We start from the raw sequence: 19,949 nt of genomic DNA, 5'->3' as shown, positions 1-19,949 counted from the left end.
AGCATAGGTTGCAAGCGGATCATATGGGGAACGTTCGATCGGTGGGCCTCGGCCGGGTGCCCGCCGTCCCTCCCTCCAGCAGCACGTCGGCGATGCGGTCGCTCGCGCGGCCGTCCCACAGCTCGGGCCGGCGCGGAGCGGGTGGATCGTCCAGCACCCGGTTCACAGTGGCCACGATGCGCGCCGGGTCCCGGCCGGCCAGCACATTGGTGCCCTCCTCGACGGTGATGGGCCGCTCGGTGTTGTCCCGCAGGGTCACGCACGGCACCCCCAGCGCCGTGGTCTCCTCCTGCACGCCGCCCGAGTCGGTCAGCACGAGGCGGGCGGAGTCCTGCAGGGCGATGAAGTCGAGGTATCCGGCGGGCGGTACGAGCCTGACGCCCCCGGGCACGCCGATCTCGGCCAGCCGTTCGGCCGCGCGCGGGTGCACGGGCAGCACGAGCGGGCAGCGGCCGGCGATCTCGCCGAGGGCCTTCAGCAGTCCGGCGAGGACCTCGGGGTCGTCCACGTTGGCCGGGCGGTGCAGGGTCACCAGGCCGTACTCGCCCCTGGCCAGGGCGTACCGGCCGAGCACGTCGGACGCCCGGGCCCGGTCGAGGTTGGCCAGCAGGGTGTCGATCATGACGTTGCCGACCAGGTGGATCTGGTCCTCCCGGTACCCCTCGGCGCGCAGGTTCTCGGTGGCGTCGGGGGAGGGTGCCAGCAGGTAGTCGCTGACCCGGTCGGTGGCGACGCGGTTGACCTCCTCGGGCATGCTCCAGTCGCGGCTGCGCAGGCCCGCCTCGACGTGCGCCAGCAGCGGTCCGGCCTTGGCCGTGACCAGAGCGCAGGCCAGCGTGGAGTTGATGTCGCCGACCACCACGACGATGTCCGGGGACACCTCGCCGAGCAGCGGCTCGAACGCGGTCATCACGCGTCCGGTCTGCTCGGCGTGGGTACCGGAGCCGACCCCGAGGAAGCGGTCGGGCGGACGGATGCCGAGGTCGGCGAAGAACACGTCGTTCATCGCCGGGTCGTAGTGCTGGCCGGTGTGGACGAGGACCACCTCGGCGCCCCGGTTCTCCAGGGCGTCCATCACCGGTTTGATCTTCATGTAGTTGGGGCGCGCCCCGGCGACGCAGACGACACGCGGCATGGCTCAGAGCACCTCGATCGTGGGTCCGGGCGACAGCCGCCTGCGGCAGTCGAGGACGAAGGGGGCGTGCTCGGCGATGACGCCGTAGTCGAAGCTGTCGTGGTCGGTGAGCAGGACCACCACGTCGGCGGCCGCCAGCTCCTCGGCGGTCGGCTCGACCCGCACCAGACGGGTGTCCACCGGCAGGCTCTCGACGACATGCGGGTCCGCCGCCTTGACCTGCGCCCCCATGTCGAGCAGCAGCTGGGAGATGCGCAGGGCGGGCGACTCCCGGGCGTCACCGGTGTTCTTCTTGTACGCCAGGCCCAGCAGCAGGATGTTCGAGCCGTTCACGGAGCGGCGTCTTTCGTTGAACAACTCGCCGATGCGCCGGGCCACGTACTCCGGCATGTGGTTGTTGATGTCGTTGGCCAGCTCCACGAAGCGGAAGCTCTGGCCGAGTTCGCGCTGCACCCGCCAGGACAGGTACGACGGGTCGATGGGCAGGCAGTGGCCGCCGACACCCGGCCCGGGCGTGAACTTCATGAAGCCGAAGGGCTTGGTGGAGGCGGCGTCGATGGCCTGCCAGACGTCGATGTCCAGATGGTGGGCGAACATCGCGATCTCGTTGACCAGCGCGATGTTCACATGCCGGAAGGTGTTCTCCAGCAGCTTCGCGAGCTCGGCCTCCTTGGGCGAGCCCACGGGCACGGTGGTGTCGACGAGTTGCGCGTAGAAGCCCTGAACCGCCTTCAGCGACCGCTCGTTGACCCCCGAGACGACCTTCGGCGTCTCCTGGAATCCCCAGACGGCGTTGCCGGGGTCGATCCGCTCCGGGCTGTATCCGAGATGGAAGTCGGTGCCCGCCGTGAGCCCCGAGCCGTCCTCCAGGATGGGGGCGAACAGCTCCTGCGTGGTACCGGGGTAGGTGGTCGACTCCAGGACCACGGTGGCCCCGGGGCGCAGGTAGCGGGCGAGGGTGGCCCCCGACTCCTTGATGTAGCGCAGGTCGGGCGTGCCCTCGTGCAGCGGTGTCGGCACGGTCACGACGGCCACGTCGAAACCGGCGCAGTCGCGGGCCGAGTCGCTCGCGCGGTAGACACCGGCGTCCAGTGCCGCGCGGATCCGCTCGGAGGAGACGTCCTCCACGAAGGACTCACCGGCGGCGAGGCTCTTGACCCGGCGGGAGTCGACGTCGTAGCCGACCACCTCGTGTCCGACCTCGGCTGCGCGGATCGCCAGCGGCAGGCCTACGTAACCCTGTCCAACCACGACTACGCGCATCAGCGACTCCTGTTCGCGGGAGCGGGCGACGGGGCGGGCCGGAAGTACTCGCGCGCCGTCATGAGAAGGAAGGCAGCATTGGTGGTGACGTAACGCCGGCCCAGGCGGCGCGGCTCCTGGAGCGCGCGGTAGAGCCACTCCATGCCCCACCGCTGCCAGACCTCGGGGGCCCGCTTGGTGACCCCGGCGAGGATGTCGAAGGAGCCGCCCACGCCGTGCACGACGCGGGCGCCGGTGCGCTCCCCGTGGGCCGCGGTGAAGATCTCCTTCTTCGGCGAGGTCATGCCGAGGAACAGCATCCGGGCGCCGCTGCGGGCGATGCCGTCCGCGATCGCCTCCTGCTCGGAGTCGTCGAAGTAGCCGTTCCGGCTGCCGGCCACCTTCAGGCCGGGGAAGCGGTCGGCCACCCGAAGCAGCATCCGCTCCAGCACGTCCTGCTTGGCGCCGAGGAAGTACACGGACATGCCCGCGGACTCCGCCTCGCCCAGCAGCCGCAGGAACAGGTCGATCCCGGCGACCCGCTCCGGCAGCGGGGCGCGCAGCACCCGGCCGGCCCAGACGACGGCCTGTCCGTCGGCGAGGACGAGATCGCAGCCCGCCACGGCCCGGGCGAGCCGCTGGTCCCGCCGCATGTTCACCAGCTTCGCGGCGTTGACCACGCCTATCTCGAGCTTCTTGCCGTCGCGTACGGCCTCGAGACACCGCTCCACGGTCTCGTCCATGGTCAGCGGGTCGAGTTCGACCCCGAACAGGGACTGACGGTCACTCATATCCGGCCCCCCTGCCAGGCGTGGAGCATCCAGCCGAACTCGTAAGGCCGGCACTCGCGGTCCACGGAGACGGGGCGGTACACCCGGTCCAGGGTCTTCAGCCGCAGGCCCGGCGCGACCCGGGTGCCGAGGCCCCGGGCGGCGCGTACGGCCTTCTTCGGATCGCCCCGGTAGACCTTGCGCCAGGTGACGCCGAGCTCGTCGAGGATCAACGGCTCGGGGCGTTCGGCCAGCTCGGGCACCTCGGTCATCCAGCGCAGGCCCTTGCGGACCGCCGCGCCGAAGTCGCTGCCGCCGGCGTCGGTGAGATCGAACAGCGCGGTGGGCGACATCGCGTGCTGGTGGACGCTGTAGACCGGGTAGCCCTCCACGACACCGCCGGTGCGCGCGTCGTAGTGCCACCACCACTGGCCGCCGTCGCCCTGCAGTGCGCAGATGCGCGCGGCGCACGCCTCGGACGCGGCCAGTGCCTCCGGGTCGCCGCCGTCGCCGCTCGCGTGCAGGCGGGCCAGCGCCTGCAACGGGTACGTCTGGTCGGCGAAGCAGCTCACGTGCGCCCGGTACCAGGGCACCAGGCCGGGGCCGGTGGCGTGCGGGAAGAGCGGGCCGTTGCCGATCCGGGCGCGCAGCAGCCGGTCGCGGGCCGCGGTGAGCCGGTCCTCCACGTCGGCCGCTTCCCGGGCCGCCGCGAGGGCGGACAGCACCCAGGCCGCCTCGACGGTGTACTGCGGCCGGCCCGCCTCGTCCAGGGCGTCCACCCGGGCGAGGGCGTCGGACAGTTTGGGGTGCGCGGTGTCGGCGGCGGCCCAGGCGATGAGCGCCGCGTCACCGAGGTTGGTCACCGTGGGCAGCGACTCGACCAGCAGGCCCGCGAACTCCTGGGCGGTACGCCCGCCGAGCACCGTGCGCTGACGGTTCTCGGGCAGGAACCGGGCACCCAGCACGGTGATGGCCGCGTACCGGATGCTCGTTCCGCGCCGCTCCAGGGTCCAGGTGCTGTCGGGCGCCTCCCGTCCGGCCATGGTGAAGGCGAAGGCCTCGCCGCCGGGGAGCAGCATCGACGGCAGTCCCGACTCGGCGAGTGTGAGCAGTCGTCGGGTGAGCGAGAGCAGTGGCGGATCCTCGCTGCCGAGCGCCGCCAGACGTGTGTTGGTCATCGTTCGGACACACCAACCCCCCTGTGGGTCCTGTGCTTGCACAGACTCATGAGCGCCGCGGCGCGAAGGCCGAGCGGCGAAAAGAAGAAAGACGTCAGGCGACGGAGCGGTGCCCGCTCCTCGCTTCAGGCACAGGTGTCCTCACCCGGTAACCCCCCCTGGGCACCACCGACTTGTGGCCTCACTGTGCCCGGTCTGCACAGTTCGAACACATGTTATGCCTGCCGATGTTCGAGGATCGGCGTTTTGGGCAAATCGGCGTCAGGCGCGCTCGACGAGCTCGCCGCCCTTCTCCTCGTACAGCGCTCCCGTCTCCGGGCACTCCCACCCGCCGGGCACGTCCTCCCGCTCGACCAGGCGCACCCCGGCCCGGCCCACCCAGCCGATACGGCGGGCCGGGACACCCGCCACGAGCGCGAAGTCCGGCACGTCCCGGGTGACCACGGCACCCGCCGCGACCAGCGCCCAGCGGCCGACGCGCACCGGTGCCACACACACCGAACGGGCGCCCAGCGACGCCCCCTCGCCGACCACGACCGCCACGGCCTCCCAGTCGTCCCCACGCTTCAGCCGGCCCTGCGGGTCCACCGACCGCGGGAAGCAGTCGTTGGTGAGGACCGCCGCGGGCCCGACGAACGCCCCGTCACCGAGCACCGCCGGCTCGTAGACCAGCGCGTAGTTCTGGAGCTTCACGTTGTCGCCGATCCGCACCCCCGGGCCGACGTACGCTCCCCGGCCCACGATGCACCCGGTGCCCAGCCGGGCGTCCTCGCGTATCTGGGCCAGATCCCAGACCGTCGTCCCGTCACCGACCGTGGCCCTCTCGTCGACCTGGGCGGTCGGCTGGATTTGGTTGCTCACCTGGCTGAACCTCTCTTCTTCTCGAGCAGAGCGGGAAAGGCCGCCGCCAGCGCCTCCTGCCAGGGGCGGATCGGTTCCACACCGGCACGGCGCCAGCGGTCGTGCCCCAGGACGCTGTACGCGGGGCGGGGCGCGGGCCGGGCGAAGGCGGCGCTGGTGGTCGGCCGGACGCGTCCGGGATCGCTGCCGAGCAGCCGGTAGATCTCCCGGGTCAGCCCGAACCAGGTCGTCTCCCCGCCGCTGGTGCCGTGGTACACACCGGCGGGTGCGGTGCCGGCCAGTGCGGCCCGGCCGAACCGCACCAGCCGGTCGGCGAGGTCCACCGTCCACGTGGGCTGTCCTCGCTGGTCGTCGACCACGTCGACGGTGTCCCGGGCCGCCTCGAGCCCGATCATCGTGTCGACGAAGTTCCCGCCCCCCGCGCCGTACAGCCAGGCCGTGCGCACGACGTACCCGGTCTCCGGGAGCGCCGCCAGCACGGCCCGTTCCCCGGCCAGCTTGGTACGTCCGTAGGCGCTGCGCGGTGCCGTCGGCGCGTCCTCGGGGTACGGGCTGGTGCCGTCGCCCGCGAACACGTAGTCCGTCGACACCTGGATCAGTCCGGCGCCCGCCTTCTCGCAGGCCTCGGCGAGGTTGCGGGGCCCGTCACCGTTGACCCGCAGGGCGTCCGCCTCGTGCACCTCGGCGTCGTCCACGGCCGTCCACGCGGCGCAGTTGACCACGATCCGGGGCCGGTGCGCGGCGACCGCGTCGTGCACGGCGTCGGGGTCGGTGATGTCGAGACCGCCGCGGCCCAGGCCGACGGCCTCCTCGCCGTCCCGGCCGAGCCGCGCCAGAACGTCCTGCCCGAGCATCCCCGTCGCGCCGGTGATCAGCCAAGTGGTGGTCATGGTTCCCTGTTCGTCGTCGGAAGGGGACCGGGGGCGGCGACGGCCACCGCCCCCGGCCATGGCACTAGAGCGCGGCGCGCTCCTTCAGCGGCTCCCACCAGGCGCGGTTCTCGCGGTACCAGGTGACGGTCTCCGCGAGGCCGGTGGCGAAGTCCTTGCGGGGCTCGTAGCCCAGCTCCGTCCGCAGCTTGCCGCAGTCCACCGAGTAGCGGCGGTCGTGGCCCTTGCGGTCGGTGACGTACTCGACGCTGCCCCAGTCCGCGCCGCAGGCCTCCAGCAGGAGGGCGGTCAGCTCCTTGTTGGACAGCTCGGTGCCGCCGCCGACGTTGTAGACCTCGCCGGCGCGCCCCCTGGTACGCACCAGTTCGACGGCCTGTACGTGGTCGTCGATGTGGAGCCAGTCGCGGACGTTGCCGCCGTCGCCGTACAGCGGGACCTTCCCGCCGTCCAGCAGGTTGGTGATGAACAGCGGGATGACCTTCTCCGGGAAGTGGTGGTGCCCGTAGTTGTTGGAGCAGCGGGTCACCCGCACGTCGAGGCCGTGGGTGCGCTGGTAGGACAGGGCCAGCAGATCGCTGGACGCCTTGGAGGCGGAGTAGGGGGAGTTGGGGCTCAGCGGGTCCGTCTCCGGCCAGGAACCGGACTCGATGGAGCCGTACACCTCGTCGGTGGAGATGTGCACGAAGGTCCGCGGCGCGTGGCGCAGCGCCGCGTCCAGCAGGGTCTGGGTGCCGAGCACGTTGGTCCGGACGAACTCGGCGGCCCCCAGGATCGAACGGTCCACGTGCGACTCGGCGGCGAAGTGCACCACCTGGTCGTGCGTGGCGAGGAGCCCGTCGACCAGTTCCGCGTCGCAGATGTCGCCCTTGACGAAGGCGAATCCCGGGTGGTCGCGCACCTCGTCGAGGTTGGCCGGATTTCCCGCGTACGTGAGCTTGTCCAGCACCGTGACCGTCACGTCACCGGGGCCGGCGGGGCCGAGGAGCGTACGGACGTAGTGCGAGCCGATGAAGCCGGCACCACCGGTCACCAGGATGTTCGTCGTCATGAGGAGATCTGCACCTTGCTGTGGTCGCCGAGGACGAGACGGTGGGCGGCCGGCTTGCGGGGCGCCGGGGTGACCTCGACGTTGCGGCCGATGAGGGAGGCCTCCACGCGGCGTACGCCGCTCACGGAGGAGTCGCGCAGCACGATCGAGTACTCGATCTCGCTGTCCTCGATCCGGCAGTCCGCGGAGATCGAGGTGAAGGGGCCGACGTAGGAGTCGACGATGACGGTGTTCGCGCCGATGGCCACCGGACCCACGATCCGGCTGCCGGTCACCTTCGCGCCGCGCTCGACGACCACCCGGCCGATGATCTCGCTGTCGTCGTCGATCGTGCCGTCGATCCGGCGCTCGACGGTCTCCAGCACCGAGCGGTTGACCTCGAGCATGTCGGTGACGTTCCCGGTGTCCTTCCAGTACCCGGTGATCGTCGTGGAGCGCACGTCACGGCCGGTGTCGATCAGCCACTGGATGGCGTGCGTGATCTCCAACTCGCCGCGCCAGGACGGCTCGATCACGCGCACGGCCTCGTGGACGGCCGGCGTGAACAGGTAGACGCCGACCAGCGCCAGCTCGCTCTTGGGATGCCGGGGCTTCTCCTCCAGACCGACGACCCGGCCGGCCGCGTTCAGCTCGGCCACCCCGAACGCGGTCGGGTTGGGCACCTTCGTCAGCAGGATCTGCGCTTCCGGCCGCTCGGCGCGGAAGGCGGTCACCAGATCGGTGATGCCGCCGACGACGAAGTTGTCGCCGAGGTACATCACGAAGTCGTCGTCACCCAGGAACTCACGGGCGATCAGCACCGCGTGGGCCAGCCCGAGCGGGGCCTCCTGCGGGATGTAGGTGACGTCGAGGCCGAACGCCCCGCCGTCGCCGACCGCCTCCCGGATCTCCTCGGCCGTGTCGCCGACGATGATCCCGACCTCGGTGATGCCGGCCTCGGCGATCGCCTCCAGGCCGTAGAACAGCACCGGCTTGTTCGCGACCGGCACGAGTTGTTTCGCCGATGTATGGGTTATAGGGCGCAAACGGGTACCAGAGCCACCAGACAACAAAAGTGCCTTCATGGGCAGCACCCTACTTTCGCGGGACATGCCGACGGGAGGATTCCGCACACCGTCGGCATGCCCGCCGCCCGTTCAGCCGTCGTCGCGTACGGCGGCCAGGCCGTTGAAGACGCCGACGTAGGCGGTGCCGTCCGGGCCGAGCGTGATCGGTGCCCAGTTGTTGTCGTAGCCGGCGCCCGTGCCGACGAGCTGCTTCCACCGGGTGCGTCCCGTGCGGAAGTCGACGGCGGTCAGATACCAGGCGTCGATGCCGAGGGGGTCGGGATCCTTGGTGTAGAGGTAGAGGAGTCCGTTGCCGGTGGACAGCTTCGGCACGACGGACGGCGACCGCTCGGCGCTCTCCCAGACCGTGTCGCAGCCGCTGCCGTCGGGACGGACGTCGATCCGGGTGACCCCGCCGACGACGCTCCGCCCGAAGGTGAGCGAGGTGACGTTCCCGTAGCCGTAGTTGTTCTCGACCACCAGGCTGTCGCCCCAGCTGATCAGGGAGTTGTCCGTGGTGGACGCGCCGGAGCGGAACACGGGGATCTCGCACACCGGCCGTCGCCCGGCGGGGACGCCGGCACCGCGCCGGTAGACGAGGACGTGCATGCGGTCGTCGGCGTTGTCGGTGATCGCGACGTACCGGCCGCCCTCGCCGAAGATGTCCGGCGTCGTGCCCGAGCCCTGGTTCACCGAGCCGGGCTTGGTGCCGGTGCCCCGGTCGTAGGTCTGCCGCCACACCACCGCGGGAGTTCCGTCCGCCGTGGCGGTGAACTCGTACAGCGCGTGGTCGGAGACGATCGAGACCCCGTCGGCGGCGACGGAGAAGGAGTTCTGGATCTCCTCCCCGTCCAGGCGGATCGAGCGGACGGCCCCGCTGCCCGGATCGACCGTGCCGACGCGACCCTGCCGGGTGACCCACCAGATCCGGCCCTGCCAGTCCGGCATGACGGAGGTGACCGGGTCACACGTCCCGGTGGGGTACAGGTTCGTCCAGGTCACACAGTCGTGGGGCACCCGTGCGGTGAGGTCCCAGTCGTCGGTGACGGTGAACTCCCAGCCGCCGTCCGGTCTCTGCCGGTGGGCGAGGCGGACGATGTGCTGCCGGGAGTCGGCGAGCACCAGCCGGTCCTGGTCGTCCAGGTACGAGTAGGCACCGCCGGAGGTGTCCTTGAAGATCCGGGAGAAGTCCAGCCGGGTGATCGCCTCCACCGTGGAGGGACGCTGCGGCAGCTTGTACTCGGCCAGCGTCGCGAGGGTCCGCGGGTCGAGCAGTTTCACCAGGAACCCGGTGAACGTCCCGCAGACGGTGACGATCCGGCCGGCCCGGTCGAAGGTCACGTTGGCGCACTCGCCGCCGAGCAGTGCCATCCGCTCGCTGTCGGCCCGCGGGTGCTCGCCGAGCGGGCCGGACCAGGGGTAGGTGGCGCTGCCCCAGCCGTCCGCGTGCATCCCGGACCGGCCGTTCGGCGCGAGGTACGGGTGCTGCGGGGGCCGGGTGCCGGGCAGCGGCCGGGCGGCGGCCGGGGCGCCGGTGTAGGCGTCGACGAGGCGGTGGCCGGGTGCCTGGGGTATCGGGTCGGCCTGCGCGGGCAGGGGCCCGGCCACGGCCGTACCCGCGACCAGGGCCAGGGCGAGGCCCAGGGCGCGGTGGAGTGTCCTGCGGGACATGGGGCTCCTCGGGATGCGGACGACGGGTGGTCGCGCCGCGGCGACCTTAGAAGAGCCCTGCCGAGGAGTCCACAGAAACGTGAGGATTGTTCATGATCCCGCAACGACCGGGTGCGCTCTAGCCGAGTTCGCGCTCCAGGACGCGGCGGGCCGCCTCGGCCTCCGCCGCCGGCGGGGAGAGTTCGTCCAGGGTGTCGAGCTCGTCGTCGGCCTCCAGCTCGCGTTCCCAGGCCGCCGCCAGCCGCTCCTGTTCCTCGCGCGGCTCGGCGGCGATCGCCTCCCGGTGGTCCGGGTCGAGTGCCGTCAGAAACCGTCCGACCGTGTCCGTCGGCATACCGTGCTCCTTGTCGCCTGGTGTCTGCCACTACCTGGCCCAGCATGACCACGTGGCCCCGCGCCCGCCTCCCGACGCCGCCCGGAGGCACCCTGACGGCCCGGGCGGAGGGCCGGACACCGCCCGCATCAGCCCGCCCGGACGGGGTAGTCCGAGTATGAACCGTTTGGTGGGAAAAGGAGATGGATGGCCGTGATGGTGTCCCATGCGCTCGATCAAGGCGTACTCGTCGTCACGGTGCACGACGATCCCGGCAGCGACGGCCGTGCGGTCCTGCTCGCCCGGATCGGCGATCTCGTCAAGGGCCACGCACCGACCTCCCTCGTCCTCGTGCTCGACGGGCCCGCGGCGGCGGACTCGGCCGTCGGCGTGGTGCTGCGCGTGCACCGGCTGTGCAACCGCCTCGGCCTGGTGATGTCCGTGGCCACCCACAGCGCTCCGGTGCGGCGCCTGCTGGAGGCCGACGCCGACATCGGGGGGACCCGCCTGGTCGTCCTCGCCCGCGCCGACACGGCGCTACAGCTGACGGCGGCCGCGCTCACCGCGGCCGCATGACGGGCAAGGGCCTCAGCGCACGTCGTAGAACAGATGCGTCGCCGTGGACGTCACGGTCGCACCGCGCTGCACCGGCGTGCGTCGCGTACGGCCGGTGAACAGCGGCGTCCCGGCACCGAGGACGACGGGCGCGAGGTGCAGTGACAGCGCGTCGACCAGGCCGGCGTCGAACGCGGAGCCGATCGTGGCGCCGCCGCCCATGAGGACGACGTCGAGGTCGTCGCCGGACGCCGAGGAGGCCGCCTCCGCGCGCTCGCGCGCCCCGGCGACGGCGTCGGGCAGGCCGGTGGTGACGAACGTCCGGTCGAGGTCGGTGAGCCGCAGCGACGCGGGCGGCGCGCTCGTCACGACGACGAACGCCGGCCTGCCGACCTCCCCGGCGCCGTAGCCGGTGGTGTCGTCCCAGCCCTCCGGGCCGTCGACCAGGTCGAAGAGCCGGCGGCCGAGGACGACGGCCCCCGAGCGGGCGGTCCCCTCGCGCAGCACCCTGCGGTCGTCGGGGTCGTCGGAGAACGCCCAGGTGTGCAGGGCCTCGCCGCCCGACCCGAGCCCGTTGCGCGGGCCAGGGGCGGGGCCGGTGACGAAGCCGTCCAGGGAGACCGAGATGTCGGCGAGGACGCGTGTCATACCGGGGTGGACCCGGGGCGCCGTCCGAACTCGTCGCTCACCGCCGGGCACGCGCGCCGGACCGCCGGCCGCCCGGGTCAGGCGAGCGTCACCTCCACGGGCAGCTTCTTGATGCCGTTGACGAAGTTGGAGCGGACGCGGGGCACGTCGCCGGCCAGGCGGATGTCCGCCACGCGCGGGATCAGCTCCTCGAACATGATGCGGATCTCGGTGCGGGCCAGCAGGTTGCCCAGGCACAGGTGCGGGCTGCCCTTGCCGAAGGTGATGTGGTCGTTGTCCGGCCGGGCCACGTCGAAGTCGTAGGGGCTGCCGAAGACGTCCTCGTCGCGGTTGCCGGAGGCGAACCACATGACGACCTTGTCGCCCTCCTTGACCTGCTTGCCGCCGAGCTCCACGTCGCGGGTGGCCGTGCGGCGGAAGTGGTAGACGGGGGAGGCCCAGCGCAGGAACTCCTCCACCGCCGTCGGGATCAGGGAGGGGTCCTCCTGGAGGCGGGCCAGCTGCTCGGGGTGCTGGAGGAGCGCCAGCATGGAGTGGGTGATGGTGTGGCGGGTCGTCTCGTTGCCGGCGACCACCAGCAGCAGGAAGTAGTTGTCGAAGTCCTGCGCCGACAGCGGGACGCCGTCGCGCGGGGTCTCGTTGACCAGCCGGGAGATCAGGTCGGTGCCGGTGCCGCCCTTGCGCTGCCGGGCCAGTTCGCGGCCGTAGGCGAAGACCTCCAGCGAGGCGGGGGAGCGGAACGGCAGGTCGCGGTACTTCTCGCTCTCCTCGCTGTGCAGGAGGACGTCCGCGTAGTCGGGGTCGGTGTTCCCGATGATGCGGTTGCCCCAGTCGATGAGCCGCTGGTTGTCCTCCGGCGGCACGTCCAGGAGGCGGGCCAGCACGTTGATGGGGAAGTCGGCGGACACCTCCTGCACGAAGTCGAAGGTGCCCTTGGCCAGGGCGTTGTCCAGGGTGGTGGCGGTCAGCCCGCGCAGGAAGTCGGCGTAGCTGTTGATGACGCTCGCGCCGAACTGCCGCTGGAGGAGGCTGCGCATGGCGCGGTGGCGGACGCCGTCCAGCTCCAGGATGGAGGCGCGCTTCTTGATCTGGTCGTCGTCGACCTCTTCGAGGTTGACGAACCTCGTCGAGGTGAAGGTGTCGGCGTCGCGGTCGACGCGGGCGATGTCGGCGTGCCGGGTGACGGCCCAGAAGCCGGAGTTGGGTGCCTCCTCGGGCTGCCAGTGGACGGGGTCCTCGTGGCGCAGGGTGTGGAACATCCGCCAGGGGGTGACGCCGTCGGTGAAGTGGTCGAGGTTCGCGAGGTCGACGTCGGCCAGCGGCAGGGGCTCGCGCACGGCGTCGGTCAGGGAGTGGGCGGTGGTGGTCATGGGGTGTGGGCTCCTCGGCGTCACAGGTGGTAGGCGTACTCGGTGAACTCCCAGTCGGTGACGTGCCGTTGGAAGCGCGCGACCTCGTCGCGCCGGTACGTGAGGTAGGAGGTGGTGAAGTCCTTGCCGAGCACCTCGGTCAGCGCCGTGTCCGCCTCCAGCGCGTCGAGGGCGGCCGGCAGGCTCATGGGCAGCACGGCGGACCGGGCGGTGTCGTAGCCGTAGCCCTCCAGCGGTGCGGAGGGGTCCTCACCGGCGAGCACGCCGAGCAGGGCGGCGGCGAGGGTGCCCGCGATCAGCAGGTAGGGGTTGGCGCTCGCGTCGCCGAGGCGCAGTTCCAGCCGGGAGCCCGCGCCGCGCTCGGGCGGGACGCGGACCATGGCGCTGCGGTTGTCGAGGCCCCAGTCGATCAGCCAGGGCGCGAGGGTGTCGGGGCCGAAGCGCTTGTACGAGTTGATCGTCGGGTTGGCCAGGGCGGCCAGCGCGGGGGCGTGGGCGAGGATGCCGGCCACGGCGTGCCGGGCGGTGACGGAGAGGCCGTGGGGGCCGGCCGGATCGTCGAAGACGTTGTCGCCCGCGTCGTCCACGCAGGACAGGTGGAGGTGGAAGCCGGACCCTCCGACGCCGTTGAAGGGCTTGGCCATGAAGGTGGCGAGCCGGCCCTCCCGGCGGGCGAGTTCCTTGATCGCCGCCTTGAAGCGGAAGGCCCGGTCGGCGGCGGTCATCGCGTCGGAGTGGGTCAGGTTGATCTCGAACTGCGAGCCGTCGAACTCGTGGTTGCCGCTGGTCACGCCGAGGTCCAGGGCCCGCAGCAGGCGCAGGGTGCGCAGCAGGTGGTTGTCGGCGTCGGCGCGCAGCCCCGCGGTGTAGACGACGCCCTCGGCCTCGCTGTAGCGGCGCCAGCCCCGGGCGGTCCCGGGGGCCGCGTCGCAGAGGAAGTACTCCAGCTCCGGTCCCACCACCGGGCGCAGGCCGTGCTCGTGACAGCGCTCGACGACGGCGCGCAGCAGGTCGCGGGGGGATTCCGGGACGGGCAGGCCGGTGGCGGGGTCGGTGACCTCACCGAGGCAGGTGGCGACTCCGGGCTCCCACGGCAGGGCGGTCAGGGTGTCGAGGTCGGGGCGCACGCAGATGTCGGGCAGGCCCGCGTCGAGTCCGCCGGACACCGGGACCACGTCGCCCTGGGGGCTGGTGTGGTAGACGGCCCGGCAGAAGGCCAGTCCGTGGTCGCAGGCGGACGGCAGGTGGTCCAGCAGGACGTCCCTGGCCCGTTCGGTGCCGATGAGGTCGGGATAGGTCACCCGGACCACGTCGATGCCCTCGGCGGCCAGCCGCTCCAGGCGGCGGTGGACGGGTGGGGTGTCGGATGCGCTCACCGGTGTCTCCTCTAGGGGAAGGGGGCGCCTCCCAGGGCTCGCGGCGCTGGGGGAGGGGGAGAGGGCGGCCTCGGACTGCCGGAAGGGTCGGCGGGCCGGTCACTCGTTTGGTGTCAAACGGTAGGGACGCCCGTCACCTTCCCGCAAGGGTTCCGTCCCAGAAATTTATCCACGTGGATAGCTCTTGACCAGAGGTCTGGCCGTTCCTATGTTGTTTGAAGCCAAACGAGTTGGGGGTGCGGTTGATCCGCACCCCTTTGGCAGGGGCCCGGACCCCGTGTCCGGGCCCCGTTCCCCGCTCTCCGACGCCCCCCTCAGCACCAGGAGGACCGGCCATGAAGGTCGTCGTCGACATGAACAAGTGCCAGGACCACGGCCAGTGCGTCTTCGCCGCCCCCGACGTCTTCCGCTTCGACGACGCCGGGCGCCTGGCCTACGTCCCCGAGCCCGGCGAAGCGCTGCGCGAAGAGGTCGAGGAGGCCGCCGACGTGTGCCCCCTCCAGGCCATCCGGATCGAGGACTGAGCCATGAGCGCGAGCGTCGTCGTCGCCGGTGCCTCCATGGCCGGCCTGCGCACGGCCGAGCAGCTGCGCGCCGCCGGCTGGGACGGTCCGATCACCCTGGTCGGGGACGAGCCCCACATGCCCTACAACCGGCCGCCCCTGTCCAAGGAGGTCCTGGCCGGCAAGGCGCCCTTCGAGTCGCTGGCCTTCCGGCCCCGTGCCGCCGTCGCCGACGTGCGGTGGCGGCTTCGCACCCGGGTGACGGCCGCCGACCTCGACCGGCGTGTCGTCGAGCTCGACGACGGCGAGGCCCTGCCGTACGCCGGACTGGTCGTCGCCACCGGCATGCGCCCCCGGCGGCTGCGCTGCCCCGGCCCCCTCGCCGGGCGGCACACCGTCCGCACCCTGGCCGACGCCCAGGGCCTGCGGGCGGAGCTGACCCGGCCGGGCCGGCGCGTGGTCGTGGTCGGCGCCGGTTTCATCGGCTGCGAGGTCGCCGCCACCGCCGTGGCCCTCGGCGCCGCCGAGGTCACCGTCGTCGATCCGCTGCCGCTGCCGATGGTCGGGCCGCTGGGCGACCTCCTCGCCGAGGCCCTGCTGAGGCGGCACGAACAGCGCGGCGTCCGGTTCGCCCTCGGCACCGGTGTGACCGGCTTCGCGGGGGACGACCGGGTCACCGGGGTGGTCCTGACCGACGGCACGGTTCTCGCCGCGGACGTCGTCGTGGAGTCCGTCGGCTCCGTCGCCAACACCGAGTGGCTCGACGGCAACGGCCTCGACCTCACCGACGGCGTCCTCACCGACGAGCACCTGCGGGTCGGCGGGCGGCCGGACGTGGTCGCCGTCGGTGACGTCGCCCGCTTCCCCAACGCCCGCTACGACGGCGTACCCCGCCGCGTCGAGCACTGGTCGATCCCGGCGGACACCGCCAAGCACGCCGCCCGCTCCCTCGCCGCCCACCTCGGTGGCACCGACGCCGGGCTCGCCCCCTTCGCGCCGCTGCCGACGTTCTGGAGCGACCAGCACGACTTCCGGCTCCAGTCCTTCGGCGCCCCCGCCCTCGGCAGGGACGACGTACGCGTCCTGGACGGCGATCCGGACGGCGACGTCCTGGCCGGCTACCACGTCGAGGGCCGCCTGGTCGGCGTCGTCGCCCTCGGCGGCCGGGCCGCCGCCGCGGCCGCCGTCCGCCACCGCGCCGAACTGCTGAAGCAGCCCGACCTCACCGCCTAAGGAACCCCAGTGACCAGTGTCCGTGGATACTTCCACCCCCAGACGGCGACGGGTGCCTCCTCGCTGATCCCCTCGCCGCCCTGGCGCTACTCCGGCGATCTGCTCACCGTCGAGTACCGGACCGACCCGGCCCGCGTGCGCGAACTGCTCCCCGAACCGCTGGAGCTCGCCGACGAGGATCCCGGCGCGGTCGCGCTGATCTGGGCCGACTGGCAGTCGTGCGCCGCCTCCGGCGACGAACTGCTGGACCCCGTGCGCGCCCAGTACAAGGAGGCCTTCGCCGTCGTCCGCTGCACGTACCGGGGACAGACCTACACGCGCTGCGTGTACATCTGGGTGGACAAGGACTTCGCCATCGCCCGCGGACTGCACCAGGGCTACCCGAAGAAGCTCGGCTCCATCCACCAGACCCGCCCCCACCCCTACGGTCCCGCCCCGCGCATCGAGGCCGGCGCCCGCTTCGGCGCCACCCTCGCCGCCGCCGACCGGCGTCTCGCCCAGGCCGTCGTCACCCTGCGCGAGCCGTCCGGGACCAACGGCTTCGTCAACGGCCACCCGATGGCCCACCACCGCCGGCTGCCCTCGATCGAGAAGGGCAAGGGTCTCGCCCTCGACGAGCTGATCGAGTCGAACGCCGCCTCCTTCGAGGGCGGGCAGTCCTGGGTCGGCGACGCCGAACTGGAGCTGTTCGAGGCGCCCACGGAGGAGCTGGCCCGGCTGGAGATCCGCGAGCCGATCGCCGCGTACTACCGGCAGGTCGGCGTGGTCTGGGACGGCGGCCGGCTGCTGGAGTCCAGCACCTCCGGCGCCGAGTGACCCCCTCACCCACCACAGGACTTGGAGTCCGGACATGACCGAACACACCCTCACGGTGGCCGGGGTCGCCGTCGACACCCGGCACTGGATCGGCGGCGAACGCGTCGCCTCCGCCCAGACGTTCACCGACGTGTCACCGATCGACGGAAGCGTCCTCGGTGAGATCTCCCGGGGCACCGCGGCGGAGGCCGATGCCGCCGTGGCCGCCGCGAAGGCCGCCTTCCCCGCCTGGGCCGCCACCGCCCGCGCCGAACGCGCCCGCATCCTGCACGCCGTCGCCGACGGTGTGGAGAAGCGGATCGAGGACCTGGCGATCGTCGAGACCACCGACAACGGCGCCCTCCTGCGCTCCCACCGCCGCGGCGTCATGCCCCGCGTCGCCCACAACTTCCGCTTCTTCGCCGACTGGCTCCTGAAGCTGGACCACGAGGACTTCGAGACCCGCGGCCACACCAATCACGTCAGCTGGGACCCGGCCGGCCCGTCCGTGCTGATCACCCCCTGGAACGCCCCGCTGATGCTGTCGACCTGGAAGGTCGCCCCGGCACTCGCGGCGGGCAACACGGTCGTCCTCAAGCCCGCCGAGTGGTCCCCGCTGACCGCCTCGCTGCTCGCCGACATCGCCGCCGAGGCCGGTCTCCCGGCCGGGGTCCTCAACGTCGTCCAGGGGTACGGCTCCGAGATCGGCGACACCCTCACCTCGCACCCGGACGTGCGCCGGATCAGCTTCACCGGTTCCGTGCCGACCGCGCGGCGCATCTCCGCCTCGGCCGCCGCGAACCTCACCCCCCTCAGCCTCGAACTCGGGGGCAAGTCCCCGCTGCTGGTGTTCGCCGACGCCGACCTGGACCTCGCCGTCGACCTCGCGGTGGAGCAGTACGACAACGCCGGCCAGGTCTGCCTGGCCGCCACCCGCCTCCTGGTCGAGGAGTCGATCGCCGAGGAGTTCACCCGGCGCTTCACCGAGAAGGCGGCCGGCATCGTGCAGGGCGACCCCCGCGACGAGATCACCGACATCGGCCCCACCATCCACCCCCGCCAGCTGGACAAGATCGACGGCTTCGTGCGGCGGGCCCTCGCCGCCGGTGCCCGCGCGGTCGTCGGCGGGCACCGCGAGGACGGCCGGTACTACGCGCCGACCCTGCTCACCGACGTCGCCCAGGACTCCGAGATCGTCCAGGAGGAGGTCTTCGGCCCCGTCCTCACCCTCCAGACCTTCACCACCGAGGACGAGGCCGTACACCTCGCCAACGACACCCGCTTCGGCCTGGCCGCCACCGTCGCCACCGGCGACCCCGGGCGCGCCGAACGGGTCACCGCACGGCTCGTCGCCGGCACCGTCTGGGTCAACTGCTTCTTCGTCCGCGACCTCCGGGCCCCCTTCGGCGGCTCGCGGCACTCCGGCGTCGGACGCGAGGGCGGCACCTGGAGCTTCGACTTCTACTGCGACCTGAAGAACACCGTCACCGCACCGAAGGGCTGGAAGGACCATGGGTGAGATCGTCGGGGCGGGCCTGCTCGCCCACGTCCCCACCATCGTGCTGCCCGAGGAGACCCGCCGGGAACTGAACGAGGGCAAGGAGATCACCCTCGTCACCGGCCTCGAGGGACTGCGCCGGGACGTCTTCGAGCGCGACGACTACGACACCGTCGTCGTCCTCGACTCCCACTGGGCGACCACCGTCGAGTTCGTCGCCACCGCGCAGGCCCGCCGCGCAGGGCTCTTCACCTCCGAGGAGCTGCCGCGCGGCATGTGCCGGATGCCGTACGACTTCCCCGGCGACCCCGAACTCGCCCGCAACATCGCCTCGTTCGCCGACAGGCACGGCACGTGGATCACCGCGATCGACGACGAGTACCTGCCGGTCTACTACGCCACGATCAACCTGTGGAAGTTCCTCGGCGAGGGACTGCCGGACAAGCGCTGGCTGACCATCGGCGTCTGCCAGACCGGCGACATGGAGGACCACCTCCGCCTCGGCCGCGCCCTGGCCGACGGTATCGCCGCCACCCCCGGCCGCCGGGTGCTGCTCATCGCCTCGGGCGCCCTGTCGCACACCTTCTGGCCGCTGCGCGAACTGCGCGACCACGAGTCCAGCGACCCGGCCCACGTGTTCACGCCCGAGGCGCGCGCGGCCGATCGCGAGCGCATCGCCTGGTTCAAGGAGGGCCGGCACGACAAGGTCCTCGACACCATGGACGACTTCTGGAAGTACAAGCCCGAGGCCAGGTTCTTCCACTACCTGATGATGGCCGGCGCCCTCGGTGAGCAGGCGTGCACCGCCAGGGGCCGCCAGTACGGCGAGTACGAGAACTCCATCGGCACCGGCCAGGTACACCTCTGGTTCGACCGGCCCGCCGACGGCTGGACCGGCACCGGCGTCCCCACCTCCCCGCGCACCCCGCACAGCCGTATCTAGGAGCACCGACATGCCCGAATACCGCCGCATCCTCCTCGACGGTGCCACCGTCCAGGTCACCGTCGACGGGGACGAGCTCGTCGCCGCGGACGGCCGCCGCGTCAAGACGGAGGACGCCCACCACCTGCCCCCGGTCGTCCCCTCCAAGGTGATCGCCGTCCATCTCAACCACCGCAGCCGTGTCGACGAGTTCCGGATCGGCCTGCCGGACACCCCGACCTACTTCCACAAGCCGACCTCGGCCCTCAACGCCCACCGGGGCGCCGTCGTCCGCCCCGAGGGCTGCAAGTGGCTCAACTACGAGGGCGAGGTCGCCATCGTGATCGGGAAGACCGCGCGCAACATCGCCCCGGCCGACGCGGGGGAGTACGTCGCGGGCTACACCGTCGCCAACGACTACGGTCTCCACGACTTCCGCGACACCGACGCCGGCTCCATGCTCCGGGTCAAGGGCTCCGACACCCTGTGCCCGCTCGGCCCCGGCCTCGTCACCGACTGGGACTTCCACGGCAAGCGGCTGCGCACGTACGTCAACGGCGAGGTGGTCCAGGACGGCACCACCGACGAGATGACCTGGGACATGCACTACCTCGTCGCCGACATCGCCCGCACCATCACCCTGTACCCCGGTGACGTCCTGCTCTCCGGCACCCCGGCCAACTCCCGGCCCGTCCGGCCGGGCGACGTCGTCGAGGTCGAGGTCGAGGGCCTGGGCCGGCTCACGAACCACGTCGTCACCGGACCCACCGCCGTCCGGACCGACGTCGGCGCCCAGCCCACCGAGTCCGAGGAGGTGCTCTCCACCGCCCTGGGCGGCGACTGGGAATTCCGTGGCATCAGGCCGCCGAAGCGCTGACCCGCGGGCCGCCGGTAG

General features: G+C 71.9%; 20 protein-coding genes. 7 read left to right on the top strand and 13 right to left on the bottom strand.

Annotation, left to right across the window (positions count from 1 at the left end; all coding sequences use genetic code 11):
- Window positions 1-19: 19 nt before the first annotated feature.
- The 10 genes from wecB to ACF08B_RS24050 all read right to left on the bottom strand — a co-directional run bounded on the left by wecB (window position 20) and on the right by ACF08B_RS24050 (window position 10,175).
- Entirely contained in the window at window positions 20-1,135 is a 1,116-nt protein-coding gene (gene wecB / locus ACF08B_RS24095; protein ID WP_392319298.1) for a non-hydrolyzing UDP-N-acetylglucosamine 2-epimerase, read from the bottom strand.
- Between the two features lie 3 nt (window positions 1,136-1,138).
- Window positions 1,139-2,398 carry a nucleotide sugar dehydrogenase gene (locus tag ACF08B_RS24090; protein ID WP_392319297.1) on the bottom strand — a complete coding sequence of 420 codons (1,260 nt, stop codon included), beginning with the start codon at window positions 2,396-2,398 and terminating at the stop codon, window positions 1,139-1,141.
- Window positions 2,398-3,168, bottom strand: a complete 771-nt coding sequence (locus tag ACF08B_RS24085; protein WP_392319296.1) for a WecB/TagA/CpsF family glycosyltransferase — start codon at window positions 3,166-3,168, stop codon at window positions 2,398-2,400. The genes ACF08B_RS24090 and ACF08B_RS24085 overlap by 1 nt, the downstream gene beginning before the upstream one ends.
- Window positions 3,165-4,325 carry a hypothetical protein gene (locus ACF08B_RS24080; RefSeq protein ID WP_392319295.1) on the bottom strand — a complete coding sequence of 387 codons (1,161 nt, stop codon included), beginning with the start codon at window positions 4,323-4,325 and terminating at the stop codon, window positions 3,165-3,167. The genes ACF08B_RS24085 and ACF08B_RS24080 overlap by 4 nt, the downstream gene beginning before the upstream one ends.
- Window positions 4,326-4,586: 261 nt before the next feature.
- Window positions 4,587-5,186: an acyltransferase gene (locus tag ACF08B_RS24075; RefSeq protein WP_392319294.1), complete on the bottom strand. Its 600-nt coding sequence runs from the start codon at window positions 5,184-5,186 to the stop codon at window positions 4,587-4,589.
- Complete coding sequence (rfbD, locus tag ACF08B_RS24070; RefSeq protein WP_392319293.1) at window positions 5,183-6,076, bottom strand: dTDP-4-dehydrorhamnose reductase; 894 nt, start codon at window positions 6,074-6,076, stop codon at window positions 5,183-5,185. Before rfbD ends, ACF08B_RS24075 begins: the two co-directional genes overlap by 4 nt.
- A gap of 64 nt (window positions 6,077-6,140) precedes the next feature.
- On the bottom strand, window positions 6,141-7,124 hold the full coding sequence (gene rfbB / locus ACF08B_RS24065) for a dTDP-glucose 4,6-dehydratase (RefSeq protein WP_392319292.1): 984 nt from the start codon (window positions 7,122-7,124) through the stop codon (window positions 6,141-6,143).
- Window positions 7,121-8,188 carry a glucose-1-phosphate thymidylyltransferase gene (locus ACF08B_RS24060; RefSeq protein WP_392319291.1) on the bottom strand — a complete coding sequence of 356 codons (1,068 nt, stop codon included), beginning with the start codon at window positions 8,186-8,188 and terminating at the stop codon, window positions 7,121-7,123. The genes rfbB and ACF08B_RS24060 overlap by 4 nt, the downstream gene beginning before the upstream one ends.
- Window positions 8,189-8,260: 72 nt before the next feature.
- On the bottom strand, window positions 8,261-9,841 hold the full coding sequence (locus ACF08B_RS24055; RefSeq protein ID WP_392319290.1) for a hypothetical protein: 1,581 nt from the start codon (window positions 9,839-9,841) through the stop codon (window positions 8,261-8,263).
- A gap of 118 nt (window positions 9,842-9,959) precedes the next feature.
- The gene (locus ACF08B_RS24050; protein WP_093471936.1) at window positions 9,960-10,175 is read right to left on the bottom strand and encodes a hypothetical protein; all 216 of its coding nucleotides are present in this window, start codon (window positions 10,173-10,175) and stop codon (window positions 9,960-9,962) included.
- A 186-nt stretch (window positions 10,176-10,361) separates the two neighbouring features.
- Here ACF08B_RS24050 and ACF08B_RS24045 point away from each other — a divergent pair, with 186 nt between their 5' ends.
- Entirely contained in the window at window positions 10,362-10,730 is a 369-nt protein-coding gene (locus ACF08B_RS24045; RefSeq protein WP_392319289.1) for a hypothetical protein, read from the top strand.
- A gap of 12 nt (window positions 10,731-10,742) precedes the next feature.
- Here ACF08B_RS24045 and ACF08B_RS24040 read toward each other — a convergent pair whose 3' ends face one another.
- The 3 genes from ACF08B_RS24040 to ACF08B_RS24030 form a co-directional block, all read right to left on the bottom strand.
- Window positions 10,743-11,357, bottom strand: a complete 615-nt coding sequence (locus ACF08B_RS24040; protein WP_392319288.1) for a dihydrofolate reductase family protein — start codon at window positions 11,355-11,357, stop codon at window positions 10,743-10,745.
- A 77-nt stretch (window positions 11,358-11,434) separates the two neighbouring features.
- Window positions 11,435-12,727: a cytochrome P450 gene (locus ACF08B_RS24035; RefSeq protein WP_392319287.1), complete on the bottom strand. Its 1,293-nt coding sequence runs from the start codon at window positions 12,725-12,727 to the stop codon at window positions 11,435-11,437.
- A 20-nt stretch (window positions 12,728-12,747) separates the two neighbouring features.
- Window positions 12,748-14,103 carry a glutamine synthetase family protein gene (locus ACF08B_RS24030; RefSeq protein ID WP_392319286.1) on the bottom strand — a complete coding sequence of 452 codons (1,356 nt, stop codon included), beginning with the start codon at window positions 14,101-14,103 and terminating at the stop codon, window positions 12,748-12,750.
- Between the two features lie 335 nt (window positions 14,104-14,438).
- Between ACF08B_RS24030 and ACF08B_RS24025 the strand changes: the two genes are divergently transcribed.
- Genes ACF08B_RS24025 through ACF08B_RS24000 form a run of 6 tightly spaced genes read left to right on the top strand, consistent with a single transcriptional unit; the run spans window position 14,439 to window position 19,931 of the window.
- Entirely contained in the window at window positions 14,439-14,627 is a 189-nt protein-coding gene (locus ACF08B_RS24025) for a ferredoxin (RefSeq protein ID WP_392319285.1), read from the top strand.
- Between the two features lie 3 nt (window positions 14,628-14,630).
- Window positions 14,631-15,839, top strand: coding sequence for an NAD(P)/FAD-dependent oxidoreductase (locus ACF08B_RS24020; RefSeq protein WP_392319284.1), 1,209 nt, complete (start codon window positions 14,631-14,633; stop codon window positions 15,837-15,839).
- 9 nt (window positions 15,840-15,848) lie between these two features.
- Window positions 15,849-16,655: an acetoacetate decarboxylase family protein gene (locus tag ACF08B_RS24015; RefSeq protein WP_392319283.1), complete on the top strand. Its 807-nt coding sequence runs from the start codon at window positions 15,849-15,851 to the stop codon at window positions 16,653-16,655.
- Window positions 16,656-16,689: 34 nt separating this feature from the next.
- Window positions 16,690-18,153: an aldehyde dehydrogenase gene (locus ACF08B_RS24010; RefSeq protein ID WP_392319282.1), complete on the top strand. Its 1,464-nt coding sequence runs from the start codon at window positions 16,690-16,692 to the stop codon at window positions 18,151-18,153.
- Window positions 18,146-19,075, top strand: coding sequence for a 3,4-dihydroxyphenylacetate 2,3-dioxygenase (locus tag ACF08B_RS24005; protein ID WP_392319281.1), 930 nt, complete (start codon window positions 18,146-18,148; stop codon window positions 19,073-19,075). The genes ACF08B_RS24010 and ACF08B_RS24005 overlap by 8 nt, the downstream gene beginning before the upstream one ends.
- 10 nt (window positions 19,076-19,085) lie before the next feature.
- Window positions 19,086-19,931: a fumarylacetoacetate hydrolase family protein gene (locus ACF08B_RS24000; protein ID WP_392319280.1), complete on the top strand. Its 846-nt coding sequence runs from the start codon at window positions 19,086-19,088 to the stop codon at window positions 19,929-19,931.
- Window positions 19,932-19,949: the final 18 nt, after the last annotated feature.

Source organism: Streptomyces sp. NPDC015139 (assembly GCF_043079785.1).
Classification (GTDB): domain Bacteria; phylum Actinomycetota; class Actinomycetes; order Streptomycetales; family Streptomycetaceae; genus Streptomyces; species Streptomyces albidocamelliae.
The sequence above is the reverse complement of the archived record's forward strand: the minus strand, read 5'-3'. Positions and strand labels throughout refer to the sequence as shown.